The following is a 15,454-nucleotide window of genomic DNA, read 5'->3' on the forward strand; positions in this document are numbered from 1 at the left end:
GTCCCCCGGCAGCTCCTCCGCCTTCAGGGTGATGTGGCCCCCCGCCGGCGTATATTTGATGGCATTGGACAGCAGGTTATTGAGCACCTGGTCCAGCCGGCGCACATCGGTGAGGATGGAGCCCGCCCGGAAGGGAGAGAGCTCCAGCCGGAATTGCTGCTGCTGCACCTGGGCCTGGGCCCGGAAGAGATCGGCCACGCTCTCCAGATGGCTGTGCAGCTCCACCGGCGCCAGCTGAAGCTCCATTTTGCCCTGCTCGATTTTGGCCGTGTCCAGCACCTCGTTGATCAGATGGAGGAGCTGCATGGAGGCCACCGTTACCTTGTCCAGACACTCGTTGGCCCGCTGCTTGTCGTCCAGATGGTGGCGGGCCATGTCGGTGAAGCCCAGCACCGCGTTCATGGGGGTGCGCATATCGTGGCTCATCCGGGAGAGAAAGTCATTTTTGGCCTCGGACGCGGTGCGGGCGCTCTCCAGCGACTCCCGCAGCAGCCGGCTCTTCTCCAGGTCGGCAATCTTCTCCTCGTGAATCATGCGGAAGGCCACGATCACGTCCTCATTGTCCGCGTCGCCGGTGACCGCGAAGGCCTCGGCGCTCACCCAGCGGTGCTGTCCGCCCATGTCCCGCTGGTACTCCATATAACACCGGCTCCGGTCGCCGCTCCGCAGCCGGCGCAGCTCCTGGGCCGAGAACTGACGACACAGCTCCTCCTGATCCTCCCGGTTGGTCACCGTACCGCTGACCCGGTCCAGAAAGTCCTGGTAGTCAAAAAAGCGTCCCCAGCGGCTCCGGTCCCGGATCTCCCGTTTGATGATCTCGCAGCGGTTGTTGGCCGTATCCACCAGCACCACACAATAGTAGGTCTGACCCAGCGCCTCAAAGCAGTTGACCGCCTTCTGCCGGTGGCGGGTGCGCAAATAATTCTGCACGCTGAGATAAATGGCCACCAGTAAAAACAGCCCTTGCAGCGTCAGCTGTAAATAAAAAAGATAGGTCGCGTCCCGGGTGATGATCTCACGGGGAATGGTGACGATGTAAGTCCAGCCGGTCTCGTCTACGGCGTAGTAATGGATATAGCTGCCCGCTTCCCCCGTCCAGCTGATCCTGCCGCTGTCCCCGTCAAACTGGCCGATGAGGTCCAGATAGTCTTGGCTGGTAAAATTATCTAGTTCACAGACGCTGTGCTTCTCGCCAATCTGCTGGTGGAGGATGACGCTGCCGTTCTGGTCCACCACGGTAGCCGTGCCCGGGAAAACGTCGCTTCCCTCCTCCCAGTCGATATGGATGTCTCCCACCCGGATGTCCTGCGTCAGAACGCTGACGCCGTCATCCAGACACTGAGAGAGGCTTACCATGCGGATCTTGTCCTTGGCGTCCTCATAGACCTCCGAGCGGGCGCAGGCGCCGTTGGCCTCGATGGCTTGGATGTACCAGGTGCGGCTGTACATATCGTAGTCCTCCGGCGGGTCCCAGCCGCTGCTGAAAATTCCCTCCCCACGGACCACGCCATACAACCCGCTCTCGTCATAGATCATGGTATTCTGGTATTCGCCGGAAAACTCCTCCAGCCATGCCCCAATCTCCTCGTTGCTCTTTCCCTGGGCCATCATCCCGTTGACGGTATAGATGGCATGGCCCAAAATCTGCCGGTACTCCTCCATAAAATAGTCGATCTGCAGGCGGAGGTAATTGGCCGTCATGGCCCCCATCTGGTTGGCGCTGTTGTAGCCGGTACGTCCGGCCACAAAGACCCCCACAAAGGATACGATGCTGATGGACAAAAAGAGCAAAATGCTCTGTATGATAAACTTTTGGTTGACGGTCTTAAAACGGTTCATGACATTTTCCCCCTCTATCTCCGGGACAGGGGCCTGTCCAGTACTTTTCATTATACCGTTTTTCCGCCGCCACGGCAATCAAAATCTACCCCGCCGCCGGTTCTTTCCTTCGCTTTGGCTCATACAATATGTATGGAAGGGGCGGAAGCCTTCAGCCGTACCCCGTAGCGTCCCCCCTGCCGCACGATCTCCGGCTCCTCCAGCACCAGCTCGTCGGTGCCCGGGATGACGATGCCGTACCCCGTCTCCCGCACCTCCGCCAGAGCGTCGGCCACCTTGTCGTAGTCGCTTTTAACGCGGGCCAGCTGGGTGAGCAGACCCAGCAGATCCCCGTCGTCCCGGATGACAAAGCCGGACTGCTGGGAGATGGTCTCATAAAAGAGGCTCCTGGGCAGCTCCAGCTCCGCCGCGGCCAGACCGGTCCCCAGCTGGATGCCCGTCACCCGCGCCGCGCTGAACCGTTCGCAGCGCTCCATGGCCTCCACCGCCCCCGCCACATCCCGGATGCGGCGCATCCCCTCGGCTCCCGCCCGGATGGCCTGATAGAGATCGCTCTTGATGGGATGGTCGTAAGGCAGGGCGTCCACCCAGGGCGGCAGATACAAATCCAGCTCCTTCACCGGGAACTCATAGAGCACCCCCTTGATGATGTCGCTCACCGCTCCCTCGTCCAGCTCCAGACAGTTGACGCATACGCAGCTCACGTCGTACCGCCCCGCCAGATCCGCCCGGATGGCCTGGGCCCGCTCCGAGTGGGGCTGGGCCGAGTTGAGCACCACCAAAAAGGGTTTGCCCAGCTCCTTGAGCTCGGTGATGACCCGCTCCTCCGCCTCCAGATAGTCCTCCCGTGGAATGTCGGTGATGGTGCCGTCGGTGGTCACCACGATGCCGATGGTGGAGTGCTCGGCGATGACCTTCCGGGTGCCCACCTCCGCCGCCTCGGTCATGGGGATCTCATAGTCAAACCAGGGGGTGGTCACCATCCGGGGGGCGTCGTCCTCCAGCTGCCCCACCGCCCCCGGCACCAGATAGCCCACACAGTCGATGAGCCGCACTGAAAACCGGGCGCCGCTGTCCATGGCCACCTCCACCGCTTCCTCCGGTACGAATTTGGGCTCCGCCGTCATCACCGTCCGCCCGGAGCCGCTCTGGGGCAGTTCGTCCCGCGCCCGCTCCCGCCGGTACACGTTGTCGATGTTGGGGATGACCATGGTCTCCATGAAACGCTTGATGAAGGTGGATTTGCCCGTCCGCACCGGCCCCACCACGCCGATGTAGATATCCCCCTCGGTCCGACGGGCGATATCCTCATAAATTTTGCGCTCTTCCACTCCTGATTCCTCCTTCAGTCTGCCGTTGGGGGGCCAGCTTCCCTCCAGACAGTTTCCCTACATGAGTATGGGGATAAGCTGTGGTTTATGCCAGGAGCGCCCCCTTTCCTTTTCAGGGGCGGGCGTAAAAGAAGGTCAGGACTCCGAGGGCCGGAGTCCTGACCTTGTCTGTGTTATCCTTCCACCCGCCGCTTGCGGGGAATGAGCAGTAGCTGCCCCGCCGGCAGATCCCCCTCATCCAGACCGTTGGCCTGGCAGATGTCCTGCTCCGTGGTGGCGTAGGCCTTGGCCACATCCCAAAGCCGCTCGCCGGTACCGGACAGCCGCAGCACAATAGAGGGCTGGTCCGCCCGGTCCCGCAGCTGCTCCTGGTCCAGCCGGGCCGCCGAAATGACCCGCGTCTGCCGCACCCGCTTGGCCAAATAGCGGAAATCCAGCGGAAAGCGCAGCTCCAGACCCCCCGACACCGGCGCCGCCTGGACCTCCTGCCCCACCCGGCACACCCAGCCGCACTGATAGCCCTCCCCCAGCTCCAGGGGGCAGGCCACCGTGAACCGGCGGCGCACCGATTCCAGCGTCCCCTCCGCCGTGCGGCACAGCACCGCCGCTTCCGCCTCCGCCTCCAGCTTCAGGCGGGGGCCCTCCCGGCTCTGGCTCACACGGCCCACCGTCACCCAGACGTCGCACACCGTCCCCACGTCCACGCCGGTCTCCACCACTTCCCGCACCGTCTCCCGGCGGACGCCCTGCTCCACCAGCTCCTCCAGCGGGAGGATCTCCCCCTCCGTCTCCCCTTCATACACCGTGCTGTACAAATCGGACAGCAGCGTCACCGGCCGCCGGGCCCGGAGCACCGCCTGGGCCAGCAGCTCCAGCTCGGCCCGGAGCTCCCGGCCCTCGCCCCCCGCCAGCGCGCAGTCGGCCGACAGGGGCGTGACCTCTATCGTCACGTCGCAGCCCTCTCCCGCCTCCGGCGCCTCCATGATCTGAGAAAAGGGCAGCTCAAAAACCGCCGTGCATACCTCGTCCCCCGCCGCCCGGTAGAGCAGCCGGAGAAACACCGTCCCCTTGAAAATCAGCTTGCTTCCGATCACCTTGGCCTCGCCGCACTCGGACGACAGACGGCAGCACAGCAGCTCCTCCGCCGCCGGCCGGCTGGCCGGAATGGTCAGCGTGTCCGCAAAGGGAAAGGGCTTTTCCGCCGTACACACCGGACCGTAGGTCCCCTCCTCCTGCTTGAGCTGCTCCACCCCCAGCTCCGGCGGACTCATCGCCCCGCAGGCGATCTGCCGCTGACCGGGGGCCAGCACCTGGACCTCCGCCGCCACCTCCACCCGGGTGAGCACTTTGCGGGGATTCAGGCTCCGGGTCTCGGCGCTTACCACCCGGGGAACCGCCGTCACCGTGCAGCCTCCCCGTACCCCCGGGCCCTCCGCCGTGCAGACAAAGGGCAGCGCGATCTCCAGCTTCCGCACACCGCCGCCGTCCTCCGGCAGGTAGAGCACCGAGGCCCGCACCGTCCCGCTTACCTCCGCCCGGCCCTCCTGGGCTTCCCGGCTCCCCAGCTCCACCCGGGCTTCCGTGTCCACGATGCGCTGAATGTCCGGGCAGGCGTCGGGTACGATGGATTCCAGGGTCTCCTCCCGAAACACGGTGGTCTCCAATACCGTCTCATAGCCCCGCAGGGGCTGGGTTTCCAACTCCAATTCCATAGCATTCCACTCCTTGTCATCGGTCCTTGGAACACTATATGTAACCCAGCCCCATCACAGAACCGCCCCTTACCGCAGGCCGAACACCAGCTTCAAAAAGCCCCGAAACGCCTTGGGCGACCGGACCACCACGATCTTCATCTCTCTCCCCCCTCTCTCCGCTCCCAGCCCCGGAGCCAGCGGCAGCCCTGGTAGCCCAGCGCCGCCCCCAGTCCAAAGGCAATCATCCCGTGCGGCAGCACCGCCGCCGCCAATATGGCCGCCGCCGCGGCGGCCAGCCCCCGTCCTTCCCCAGACGGCAAAAAAACCGCCCCCTTCGTTCCTGGTCTGTTCCAGTATACGCAGGGAGCGGTTTTCTGTGTGAATGTCAGTCCCGCTGGCTTCGGATGAGCAGGGCCCGGCCGCTGCCCACCGTGACCCGGGCCTGGGGCGCGGTCTGCTCGTTGCTGACGCTCAGGGTGTCCCCACGGGTGAGCACCGCGTTTTTAAGGGGATACTTGACCCCCTCCAGCGTCACGCCGGTGAGCACCCGGTCCAGCGGGGCCAGAGATAAATAGCGGTACCGGGGACCGCCGGACAGCAGGCAGCTCTCCCCGTCCAAGAGCCGGGTCTCGCTCTCGCCGTCCACGATGAGCCCCCGCCCCCCACGGTCCTTCAGCCACTCCAGCAGCAGCAGGTTGAACACCGTGTGGTCCAGACGCCGCCCCCCTACACAGCCGCAGAGCACCAGCTCGGTGCAGCCGTCGGCCAGGGCCAGCTCCATGGCGGCCTGCAAATCGGTCAGATCCTTCTCGGCGGGCATCGCCGCGCAGGGTACGCCCTCCAGGGGATGTCCGCCCGAGTCCCAGTCCCCCACCACCAGGTCGGGGGTCAGACCCGCCGCCAGCGCCCCGGATAGGCCGCCGTCGGCACAGTAGACCTTCATGCCCGGAGACAGATAGTCCGCCAAAAAGCCCCAGTCCTCACAGGGCGCCGCACCGAAAATCACTCCCCGCGCATTTGCCGCCGCTTCCATTCGGGCACCTCCTTGGCCTGCTGATAGAGCCGCACGTAGCTCTCGTGCCGGCTGCGGGGAATTGCGCCCGCCTTGACCGCCTCCAGCACCGCGCACCCCTTCTCCTTGACGTGGGCGCAGCCCTGGAACCGGCATTGGTCCAGATAGGGCGCGAACTCCCGGAAGGTGTATTGGAGCTCCTGGGGCGCCCGCAGCTCCATGCCCTCGGTGTCAAAGGAGGAAAAGCCCGGCGTGTCGGCCACAATGGCCCCGTTTTTGAGCCGGAACAGCTCCACATGGCGGGTGGTGTGCCGTCCACGGCCCAGCCGGTCGCTCACTTCCCCCGTGGCCAGCCCAAAGTCCGGCTCCAGGGCGTTGAGGATGCTGGACTTGCCCACGCCGGAATTGCCCGTAAAGGCGCAAACCTTGCCGGCTATGGCCTGCCCCAGCGCCTCCACGCCCTCGCCGGTCTCGGCGCTGACCCGGAAGGTGGCAAAGCCCGCCTTTCGGTAGGTCTCATAGAGGTCCTCCGCCGGCTCCAGATCCCATTTGTTGATGCAGATGAGGCTCTCGCAGCCTCTCCCCTCGGCGATGGACACCACCCGGTCAATGAGGAAGGGGTCGGTCACCGGTACCGCCCCCGAGGCGATGATGACCAGAAGGTCGATGTTGGCCACCGCCGGGCGCTGGAACTCGTTCTTGCGGGGCAAAATGGCGTCCAGCGCCCCGGTCCCCTCCTCCAGGGGAGTGAAGGTCACCCGGTCCCCCACCAGCGGCGTCTCCTTCTTGTGGCGGAACTTGCCCCGGGCCCGGCAGGTCACCAGCCGCTGCCCGTCGTCCACATAGTAAAAGCCGCTGAGGGCCTTGAAAATGATCCCCTCTCCCATGGTCAGAAGTCCAGCGGGTAGGAGCTGTCCTCCTGGCCGTCGATGTAGATGGTCACCTGCTGGGTGCCGCTGCCGGTGATGTCCACCGGGATGGACTGGAAACTGGTCTCCTTTTCCTCTTCATAGACCGTTTTTCCGTCCAGGGTGACCTTGACGTGTACCTTCTCCCTGCCGTCCTGGGGCAGGTCCACATAGATCCGCTTGGTGGAGCTGGTGCTCTCGGGCGGGTTTTCCTCCCCTTCGCCGCCGCTGGGGTCCTCCGGCGGGTCGCTGGGCGCGGTGCTGGGCTCGGTGGAGACCACCGGCTCAGGCCCCTTGCTCACCGTGATGACCACCGTGGCCCCCTCGGCCAGCTCCGTATTGGCCGCCGGGTCCTGGTCGATGACGTAGCCCTCCGGCCAGGTGTCGTCATAGGCTTCCTTCACCTGGAGTTTCAGCCCCGCCTGTTCGGCCATGTTCCGCGCCGCCGTCAGCGTCTGGGTCAGGAAGGCGGGCACCGTTACCGGCACCTCCGGCGCGCCGGTGCTCACCCATACGGTGACCCGGTCGCCCTCCTCCAGCGCGGTCCCCTCCGCCGGGTCCTGCCGGATCACATGGTCCTTTTCCACCTCTTCCGAGGCTTCCTCTTCCTTTTGATATTTGATGTTCAGATTCTCCAGCCGCACCTTGGCCTCCGCCCAGGTGTAGATGGTCAGGTCGGGCATGGTCAGCTTTGCCTCCGGACCGGCGGACACGTTCACCGTGATGATCCGGCCTTCCTCGCTGTCGGACACCTTGGTGCCGCCGTCCGGGTCCTGGGCGACAATCTCTCCCTCCGCGTACTCGTTGCTGGGGATGGGGTCGCCCTCCACGATCTGGATGTTCTGGCTGACGATCTCCTCCATGGTCACGGCTTCCTCTACCGTCATGCCCAACAGGTTGGGAATGCTCAGCTGGGCCGGCTTGCCGGCGGAGCCGAACACCGTGGAGTAGACAAAGATGCCGATGCCGATGAGAAACACCAGCACCGCCGCCGAGGCCGCCACAATGGTCCACACGCTGCTCCGCTCTTCCGGCTCCTCCGGCTCCTCCTGGGGGGGCTCCGGTACGGTCCGCTTGACCCGGGTGGTCTGGCCGCTGGTCTCATAGTGATTGGGCGCCACCCGCCGCTGCCCCCGGGTGATGCTGCTGGGCGAGTTGGCTCCGATGATCTGGGTGGGCTCGTCCTCCGGGTCCTGGAAGGGGTCCGGCTGGAAGCTCAGGTCCACCTCCGGATTGCGGCGGAAGGCTTCCAGGTCATCCAGCATGGCGTCGGCCGAAATGTAGCGCCGGTTCACGTCGGAGGCCATGGCCTTCATGGTGATGGCCTCCAGGGCCTCGGGGATGTCCGGCTCCAGATCCCGGGGCGACAGGGGCACCGAGTTGATGTGCTGGATGGCCACCGCCACCGGCGAGTCCCCCTCGTAGGGCAGACGGCCGGTGAGCATCTCATACAGCACCACGCCGGCGGAGTAAATGTCGCTGCGGGCGTCGATGTGGCTCCCCCTGGCCTGCTCGGGAGAAATATAGTGGACCGAACCCAGAGCCTCCTGGGTCATGGTGTTCTGGTTGGCCGAGGTCACCCGGGCGATGCCGAAGTCGGCCACCTTCAGGGTGCCGTCCCGCAGCACCATGATATTGTGGGGCTTGATGTCCCGGTGGATGATGCCCCGGCTGTGGGCGTGGGACAGGGCCTTCATGATCTGGATGATGAAATGGAGGGACTCCTGCCAGCTCAGCTTGCCCCCCTTGCGGTGCATATGCTGCTTGAGGGTGATCCCCTCGATCAGCTCCATGACGATGTAGTCCAAATCGTCGGAGCGGGATACGTCATACACGGCCACGATATTGGGATGGGACAGCATGGCCACGGCCTGGGATTCGTCGTGGAAGCGGCGGCGGAAGTCGGCGTCCTGGGCCAGCTCCTCCCGCAGAATCTTGATGGCCACCAGACGGTTGAGCCGGTGGTCCCGTCCCTTGAACACCACCGCCATGCCGCCGGTCCCCACCCGCTCCATGATCTCATATCGGTTGTCGAGTAATTTTCCTATGTACTGTTCCATAGTCATTACCCTCCTTATTCAAGCTCAAAGAGGACGCAGGTCACATTGTCCGGCGCACCCCTGGAAAGTGCGATGTCCAGCAGACGGCGGCAGCACTCCGACCGGTCGCCCCCATACCACACCTCATAAAACAACTCCTGGTCGCTCACCACGTTGGACAGCCCGTCGGAACAGAGCAGCAGACAGCTGCCCCCCTCCAGATGCTGGCGGTAAAAGTCCGGCCTGGCCCACTCCTCGGTGCCCAGCGCACGGGTGATGAGGTTCTTCTGCGGGTGGTTCCGCGCCTCCTCCGGCGTCAGATCCCCCCGGCGTACCATATCCTCCACCAGGGAGTGGTCCCGGGTCACCTGCTCGATGCCCGTGTCGGCGATGTGATAGGCCCGGCTGTCTCCCACGTTGAGCAGATAGGCCCGCCCTTCCACCAGAATGGCGGCCACCATGGTGGTCCCCATCCCCCAGCAGTCCGGGTCGGTGTGGGAGCGGTGATAGACCGCGGCGTTGGCCGCCGCCATCCCCTGGGCCAGGACCGCCTCCGGGTCCTCCCGCAGCTCGTCGGGCAGACCGTGCAGCGTGTCGGTGAACTGCTCCACCGCCAGCAGGCTGGCCACGTTCCCCGCCCGGGCGCCGCCCATACCGTCGCAGACCAGACCCACCGCCAGATCCTCCGAACGTACCTCCACATAATAGGCGTCCTGATTCTGTTGTCGCACCTTTCCTTGATCGGTGATGCCCCATGCTCTGATCATAGCTCTATGTCCTTCTCTCCGCGCGGATTTTTTCTCCGGTCCCCGCCGCGCGGACAGCGCGAGGACCTTTCTCTCTCAGGTGCGCTTTTCCAGCTCCCGCTTGCGCCGCAGCTGGCCGCAGGAGGCGTCAATGTCGCCCCCCAGCTTCCGCCGTACCGTCACCGTGATGCCGTGGGACTCCAGCCGCCTCTGGAACTGGGCCACCCGGCGGCTGGGTTTTAGCGGGCTCTCCTTCACCTCGTTGAGGGGGATGAGGTTCACATGGCCCGGCGTCCCCTTGAGATGCGCCGCCAGCAGATCGGCCTGCCGGTCGCTGTCGTTCACCCCGTCGATCATGGCGTATTCATAGGAGATCCGCCGGCCGGTCTTTTCAAAATACCGCCGGCAGCTGGCAAAAAGCCGCTCCACACCCACACTTTTGTTCACCGGCATGATGCGGCTGCGGGTCTCGTCGTCCGGCGCGTGGAGGGAGACCGACAAAGTCAATTGTAACTTAAGATCGGCCAGTTTGTCAATTTTTTCAACCAGCCCGCAGGTGGACAGGGAAATGTGCCGCATCCCGATGTTTAAGCCCTCCGGATGGTTCACCAGCTCCAGAAAGCGCAGCACCGTGTCAAAATTGTCCAGCGGCTCCCCGATGCCCATGAGGACGATATTGGAAATGGGCTCCCCCGCGTCCAGCTGGGTGAAGAGCACCTGGTCGATCATCTCCGACGGCCGCAGATCCCGTACCTTGCCCCCCAGCGTGGACGCGCAGAAGGCGCAGCCCATCCGGCACCCCACCTGAGAGGAGATACACACAGTATTCCCATGTTTGTAGCGCATCAAAACCGTCTCGATGCAGTTGCCGTCGGACAGCTTCCAGAGGTATTTGACCGTCCCGTCCAGAGCGGAGACCTGCTTGCGCTCCACCGTGGGGACGGTGAGGAGACAGGTCTCGTTCAGCGTGCGGCGCAGGTCCTTGGAGAGGTTGGTCATCTCGTCAAAGGACCGGACCCCCCGGTGCATCCAACTGAAAATCTGCTTGGCGCGGAAGGCCGGCTGGCCCATCTCCTTCAAAAAGGCGGTCAGCTCGGGCATATTCATGGATTTGATGTCAGTCATAGCGCTTCTCCTTCCCCTTCCGCCGCAGCCGGGCCATGAAAAAGCCGTCGGTTCCATGGCGGTGGGGCCAGCAGGTGACCATCCCCTCCTCCGCCCCGGCAAACCGGCCGGGCAGAGAGAACGGCTCTAATGTAAAGTCTTTTCGCTTTGCAAGGAAATCCTCCACCACGCCCTCGTTCTCCTCACGGAGCAGGGTGCAGGTGGCATAGAGCAGCACCCCGCCCGGCTTCACATAACGGGCCACATTGGCCAGAATTTCCCCCTGAATCTCGGGCAAACGGGCCAAAGGCTTGGGGTCCTTATAACGGATGTCCGGCTTCTTGCGGATGATGCCCAGACCTGAGCAGGGTACGTCGGCCAGCACCAGATCAAAGCTGTCAAGCCATTCCTCTTTACAGCTCTTTCCGTCCTGGAGCTGAGGGACAACGCAGTCCAGACCCAGACGCGCCGCGCCGGTCTGAAGCAGCGCTATTTTATGAGGGTGGATGTCGCAGGAGACCACCCTGCCCCGGTTTCCCATGGCGATGGCCGCCGTAAAGCTCTTGCCCCCCGGCGCGGCGCAGGCATCCAGCACTTCCATCCCCGGCCGTGGGTCCGCCGCCCACACCGCCAACCGGGCCGCCGCGTCCTGAATGTAAAACCGCCCCTCCTGAAAGGCGTCCAGCCGCTCCAGGTCGCCGGTGTCCTCCAAAAGCAGGCAGTCGGACAGCCAGGGGTGGGGCTCCGCCGTTACCCCCGCGCCCCGCAGGTCGTCTATGAGGGAAAGGGTATCTCCTTTACAAGTGTTCACCTGAGCGCAGGTGGCCGGCTGCGTGTTGTTCGCCGCCAGCAGAGCCTCGGTCTCCTCCCCCAGACGCGCCCGGAACGCTTCCACCAGCCAGTCCGGGTGGCTGTATCCCACGCCCAGATCCTCCGGCGGGACCAGTTCCTCCTTCTGACGGGACAGGCTGCGCAAAATGCCGTTGACCATCCCCGCCGCCCGGGGGTTGCGGGCCCGCTTCCTGGCCTCCCCCACCGCCTCGTTGACGGCGGCATGGTCGGGCACCCGGTCCAGAAACAGAATCTGATAGGCCCCCAGCCGCAGCAGCTCCAGCACCGGCAGCTCCAGCTTTTCCAGCGGCGTCTTGGAAAGCCCGGCAAGATAAAAGTCCAGCAGACGGCGGTTTTGCAGCACCCCAAACACCAGACGGGTACACAGCGCCCCGTCCCGGCTGTCCAGGCCCGCGCTCCGGATGGCCTTTTTCAAAAAGCCGTCCGGCCAGGCCCCCTGCTTCTCTCCCGCCAGCAGGGCCTGGAGGGCCACCGTACGCGCCCCCATCAGTCCCGCCTCCGGCCGCCGAAGGCCAGCAGGAACCGGGCCAGCTGGGCCAGCGACACCAGCAGCGCCGCCACATAGGTCATGGCCGCCGCCGAGAGCACCTTCCGCGCCCCCGTCAGCTCCTCGCCGTCCAATAGTCCCGTGCTGCCCAGGGTCTCCATGGCCCGCCGGGAGGCGTTGAACTCCACCGGCAGGGTGACAATCTGAGCCACCACCGCCAGAGAGAAGAGCAGAATCCCCACCGCAAACAGGGGCTCCACATACAAAATCAGACCCAGCACAATGAAGATCAGCGACAGCTGAGAGCCCACATTGCAGACCGGAATGATGGCGCTGCGCAGCCGGATGGGGCCGTAGCCCACGGCGTACTGCACCGCGTGCCCCGCCTCGTGGGCGGCCACCCCCACCGCCGAGACGGTGGGCGCGTCGTACACGCTGTCGGAAAGGCGGATGGTGTTGGTCCGGGGGTCGTAGTGGTCGGTGAGATGGCCCCGGACCCGCTCGATGCGCACGTCAAAGACGCCGTGGGCCCGGAGCACCGCCTCCGCCGCCTGGGCGCCGGTCATCCCCCGGCGCACCGGCACCCGGGACCACCGCCGGAAAGACGCGCTCACCTGCCACTGGGCCGCCGCCGCGATCAGCAGGGCGGGCACCAGGATCATCCAGTAATAGGGGTCAAATCCATAGAAAAAGTAGGGCATACTTGCCTCCTCCTGACAAAGGTCGTTACATGATCTGGGCCCAGTTGAAATACCCAACCAGGTTCAGGGCAAACAGCGCCGCCATAACGCCCGCCAGCGCCGCCGTGAGGCGGGGTCTTTTCCCCAGCAAACAGGCCGCGAACCAGAAAAAGGGCAGCGCGCAGGAGAGATACCGTCCCGCGCTCAGCAGCCATGAGAGGGAGTAGTCCAGCACCAGCGTCACAAAGGCGTACAGGGTGTACATTCCGCGGTGGCGCCCCCGGGCCTGCCACATCAGGGCAAAAAAGGCCGCGAACAGCAACACCTCCGGTATCCACAGCTCCAGACGCACCGAAAGCGAGGGGTAGGACAGGGCGTTTTGCACCAGATACGCCAGAACCTGCGAGATCCACAGAAAACCCTGGCTCCAGTGGGCCTGCTGCACCGTGAAGGAAAAGGGGTCCCCGTCCACCCACCAGTTTAAGAGCAGATAGCCCGCCGTCCCCAGCACCGGAAGCAGAATGGCCGGTAAGGTGCGCAAAAAATGGCAAAGCTTCTCTTTCCAGTCCCTCCCCGGGGCAAACAGACCGCAATGCTGGCCATACTCCGCCAGCGCCGCGCCCATGAGCAGCAGCCCGTGCATCCGGGTCAGCGCCGACAGCAGCCCCCAAAGGCCCGCCCGCCGCCATTCATGCCGGCGGATGTGCCACAGAGCGGCGGCCACGGTGAGGAAAAAGAGGCTCTCGGTCATCACGCCCCCAAAGAAAAAGGCGTAGGGAAAGACCGACAGCAGCAGCAGGGTGCGTTTTGCCGTCTCCTCGCCGTAGTCCAGGGATACCAGGCGGTAGGTGTAGAGGCACCCGCCCCCGAAGCACAGCCACGACACCAGCAATCCCGCCAAAACGGTATTGCCCACCAAAACCTTCACCAGCCGGGTGAGCCATACATAGAGGGGGAAAAACACCAGAAAAAGGTGCTGCCCGTCCTCTATATAGCCGCTGTACCCCAGCTCCGCCAGCTTCACATAGTGCTGCGCGTCCCATCGGACCCAGCAGGCCAGCAGCCCTTCCAGGCTCAGCTGCCCCTTGCCGGCGCAGTAGGCCAGGCTGCCCGCCAAAAAGACCAGCAGCCGGAAGAGCAGCGCCAGGGCAAAGACCTGCCCCAGCCGCTGACGGCTCGGCGCGGTTTCACCCTCCGCCGGATAGGGCCGTATCTGCCAGCCCCTCCACGGGGCAAGACCGCAGACCGCCCCCCATCGGAGGACCAGACCCGCCCCCAGCCCAATCACCAGCGCCGAAACCGCCCCGTTCCACAGCACGGTCCCCATAAAATCAGCCCACCGTCACCGGATTGCCCCGGAGATAGTCGGCGGCGGCCATGCGCTTTTTGCCCTCCGCCTGGAGCTCCGTAATATAGAGAATGCTCCCGTCGCCGCAGGCGATGCCGATGCCGTTTTTCCCGGCCTCCACCACCGTCCCCGGTCCCTTGGCGGTGGGCACCCCGCTGACCCGGGTGGCAAAGAGCTTGGTGGTCTTGCCCAGTACGTCGGTCACCGCCGCCGGCCAGGGCCGCAGGCCCCGCACCTGGTCGTGGATGGCCTGAGCGTCCCGCGTCCAGTCCACCGGCGAGAGAGACCGGTCCAGCATGGGCGCAAAGGTGACCTTCTCCGGGTCCTGGGGCTGCCGGGGCGCGGTGCCGTCGGCAATCGCGGGCAGCACCCGGCCCAGCAGCTCCGCCCCCAGTACGGCCAGACGGTCATAGAGGGATTCGGCGTCCTCGTCGGGGCCGATCTCCGTGGCCGCCTGGGCGATGATGTCGCCGGCGTCCAGATCGTGGGCCATGTGCATGATGGTGACCCCCGTCTCCTTGTCCCCGTTGAGGATGGCCCAGTTGATGGGGGCCGAGCCCCGGTACTTGGGCAGCAGAGACGAGTGGACGTTGACGCACCCCCTGGGAGGCGCCGCCAGAATGTCGTCGGGCAAGATCCGGCCGTAGGCCGCCACCACGATGAGCTCCGGCGCCAGCGATTGGATCAGCGCCAGCGCCGTCCCGTCCCGCAGCTTGGTGGGCTGGTACACCGGGATGTCATGGGACAGGGCGCACTCCTTCACCGGCGGCGGCAGCAGCTTCATGCCCCGGTTTTTGGGCTTATCCGGCTGGGTAAATACCCCGCACACCTCATGGCCGTCCGCAATCAGTTTTTCCAGAGAGGGCACCGCAAATGCGGGGGTGCCCATAAAGAGTATGCGCATTTACTGCTCCTCCTCCATCATGGCGTCCAGTTCCTCGGTGGTGTAGAGCCGGTCAGTGTGCTCCACGAAAAGATGGCCGTCCAGATGCTCCAGCTCGTGGCAGAAGCAGCGGGCCACAATGGCCTCCCCCTCGGCCTCAAAGAAATTGCCATGGCGGTCCTGGGCCCGTACCTTGGCCTTCATGGGACGCTTGACCACACCCCAGCGGCCGGGCACGCTGAGACAGCCCTCAAAGCCCTCCTGCTCCCCGTCGGTCCAGATGAGCTCCGGGTTCACCAGCTCCAGCATCTGGTCATTGCCGTCCACCACCACGACCACACGGCGCAGAATCCCGATCTGAGGGGCCGCCAGCCCCGCCCCGTTGGCATGGGCCAGGGTCTCCTTCATGTCGTCCAGCAGGTCGCCCAGACGGGCGTCAAATTTGGTGACGGCCCGGCACTTCTTGTGCAGCGCGGCGTCCTCTTCGGTCAGAATGGTCCTCAAAGCCATGGTTGTTTCCTCCTCAATCAA

General features: G+C 64.7%; 14 protein-coding genes. All 14 read right to left on the bottom strand.

Going from position 1 to position 15,454, the window contains the following annotated elements:
- Positions 1-1,839 (bottom strand): sensor histidine kinase (locus tag H7U37_RS08515; protein ID WP_204875108.1); only part of this gene is annotated, 1,839 nt, incomplete at its 3' end.
- Between the two features lie 119 nt (positions 1,840-1,958).
- On the bottom strand, positions 1,959-3,170 hold the full coding sequence (spoIVA, locus tag H7U37_RS08520) for a stage IV sporulation protein A (RefSeq protein ID WP_338049806.1): 1,212 nt from the start codon (positions 3,168-3,170) through the stop codon (positions 1,959-1,961).
- A 173-nt stretch (positions 3,171-3,343) separates the two neighbouring features.
- Positions 3,344-4,882, bottom strand: a complete 1,539-nt coding sequence (locus H7U37_RS16060) for a DUF3794 and LysM peptidoglycan-binding domain-containing protein (protein ID WP_204875110.1) — start codon at positions 4,880-4,882, stop codon at positions 3,344-3,346.
- 137 nt (positions 4,883-5,019) lie between these two features.
- Entirely contained in the window at positions 5,020-5,184 is a 165-nt protein-coding gene (locus H7U37_RS08530; RefSeq protein WP_204875112.1) for a hypothetical protein, read from the bottom strand.
- 65 nt (positions 5,185-5,249) lie between these two features.
- Positions 5,250-5,870, bottom strand: a complete 621-nt coding sequence (locus tag H7U37_RS08535; RefSeq protein WP_338049807.1) for a thiamine diphosphokinase — start codon at positions 5,868-5,870, stop codon at positions 5,250-5,252.
- On the bottom strand, positions 5,867-6,763 hold the full coding sequence (gene rsgA / locus H7U37_RS08540; RefSeq protein ID WP_204875116.1) for a ribosome small subunit-dependent GTPase A: 897 nt from the start codon (positions 6,761-6,763) through the stop codon (positions 5,867-5,869). Before rsgA ends, H7U37_RS08535 begins: the two co-directional genes overlap by 4 nt.
- A gap of 2 nt (positions 6,764-6,765) precedes the next feature.
- The gene (gene pknB, locus H7U37_RS08545; protein WP_204875118.1) at positions 6,766-8,844 is read right to left on the bottom strand and encodes a Stk1 family PASTA domain-containing Ser/Thr kinase; all 2,079 of its coding nucleotides are present in this window, start codon (positions 8,842-8,844) and stop codon (positions 6,766-6,768) included.
- 14 nt (positions 8,845-8,858) lie between these two features.
- A complete protein-coding gene (locus tag H7U37_RS08550; protein WP_204875120.1) occupies positions 8,859-9,590 on the bottom strand; it encodes a Stp1/IreP family PP2C-type Ser/Thr phosphatase in 732 nt (243 codons plus the stop codon).
- Positions 9,591-9,665: 75 nt separating this feature from the next.
- On the bottom strand, positions 9,666-10,694 hold the full coding sequence (rlmN, locus tag H7U37_RS08555; protein WP_204875122.1) for a dual-specificity RNA methyltransferase RlmN: 1,029 nt from the start codon (positions 10,692-10,694) through the stop codon (positions 9,666-9,668).
- Positions 10,687-12,012 carry a 16S rRNA (cytosine(967)-C(5))-methyltransferase RsmB gene (gene rsmB / locus H7U37_RS08560; protein WP_243414279.1) on the bottom strand — a complete coding sequence of 442 codons (1,326 nt, stop codon included), beginning with the start codon at positions 12,010-12,012 and terminating at the stop codon, positions 10,687-10,689. Before rsmB ends, rlmN begins: the two co-directional genes overlap by 8 nt.
- The gene (locus H7U37_RS08565) at positions 12,012-12,713 is read right to left on the bottom strand and encodes a zinc metallopeptidase (RefSeq protein WP_204875123.1); all 702 of its coding nucleotides are present in this window, start codon (positions 12,711-12,713) and stop codon (positions 12,012-12,014) included. Before H7U37_RS08565 ends, rsmB begins: the two co-directional genes overlap by 1 nt.
- A gap of 25 nt (positions 12,714-12,738) precedes the next feature.
- The gene (locus H7U37_RS08570) at positions 12,739-14,019 is read right to left on the bottom strand and encodes a mannosyltransferase family protein (protein ID WP_204875125.1); all 1,281 of its coding nucleotides are present in this window, start codon (positions 14,017-14,019) and stop codon (positions 12,739-12,741) included.
- A gap of 4 nt (positions 14,020-14,023) precedes the next feature.
- The gene (gene fmt, locus H7U37_RS08575; protein ID WP_204875127.1) at positions 14,024-14,944 is read right to left on the bottom strand and encodes a methionyl-tRNA formyltransferase; all 921 of its coding nucleotides are present in this window, start codon (positions 14,942-14,944) and stop codon (positions 14,024-14,026) included.
- Positions 14,945-15,433 carry a peptide deformylase gene (def, locus tag H7U37_RS08580; protein ID WP_204875129.1) on the bottom strand — a complete coding sequence of 163 codons (489 nt, stop codon included), beginning with the start codon at positions 15,431-15,433 and terminating at the stop codon, positions 14,945-14,947.
- Positions 15,434-15,454 lie beyond the last annotated feature (21 nt).

It is taken from the genome of Pseudoflavonifractor phocaeensis (assembly GCF_016901735.1).
Taxonomy (GTDB): Bacteria; Bacillota; Clostridia; order Oscillospirales; family Oscillospiraceae; genus Pseudoflavonifractor_A.

Excerpts from the sequence above, each read along its gene's own strand:
- def (WP_204875129.1), bottom strand. The coding sequence starts at position 15,433 with ATGGCTTTGAGGACCATTCTGACCGAAGAGGACGCCGCGCTGCACAAG.
- rsmB (WP_243414279.1), bottom strand. The coding sequence starts at position 12,012 with ATGGGGGCGCGTACGGTGGCCCTCCAGGCCCTGCTGGCGGGAGAGAAG.
- rsgA (WP_204875116.1), bottom strand. The coding sequence starts at position 6,763 with ATGGGAGAGGGGATCATTTTCAAGGCCCTCAGCGGCTTTTACTATGTG.
- H7U37_RS16060 (WP_204875110.1), bottom strand. The coding sequence starts at position 4,882 with ATGGAATTGGAGTTGGAAACCCAGCCCCTGCGGGGCTATGAGACGGTA.
- H7U37_RS08570 (WP_204875125.1), bottom strand. The coding sequence starts at position 14,019 with ATGGGGACCGTGCTGTGGAACGGGGCGGTTTCGGCGCTGGTGATTGGG.
- H7U37_RS08550 (WP_204875120.1), bottom strand. The coding sequence starts at position 9,590 with ATGATCAGAGCATGGGGCATCACCGATCAAGGAAAGGTGCGACAACAG.
- H7U37_RS08565 (WP_204875123.1), bottom strand. The coding sequence starts at position 12,713 with ATGCCCTACTTTTTCTATGGATTTGACCCCTATTACTGGATGATCCTG.
- fmt (WP_204875127.1), bottom strand. The coding sequence starts at position 14,944 with ATGCGCATACTCTTTATGGGCACCCCCGCATTTGCGGTGCCCTCTCTG.
- pknB (WP_204875118.1), bottom strand. The coding sequence starts at position 8,844 with ATGGAACAGTACATAGGAAAATTACTCGACAACCGATATGAGATCATG.
- rlmN (WP_204875122.1), bottom strand. The coding sequence starts at position 10,694 with ATGACTGACATCAAATCCATGAATATGCCCGAGCTGACCGCCTTTTTG.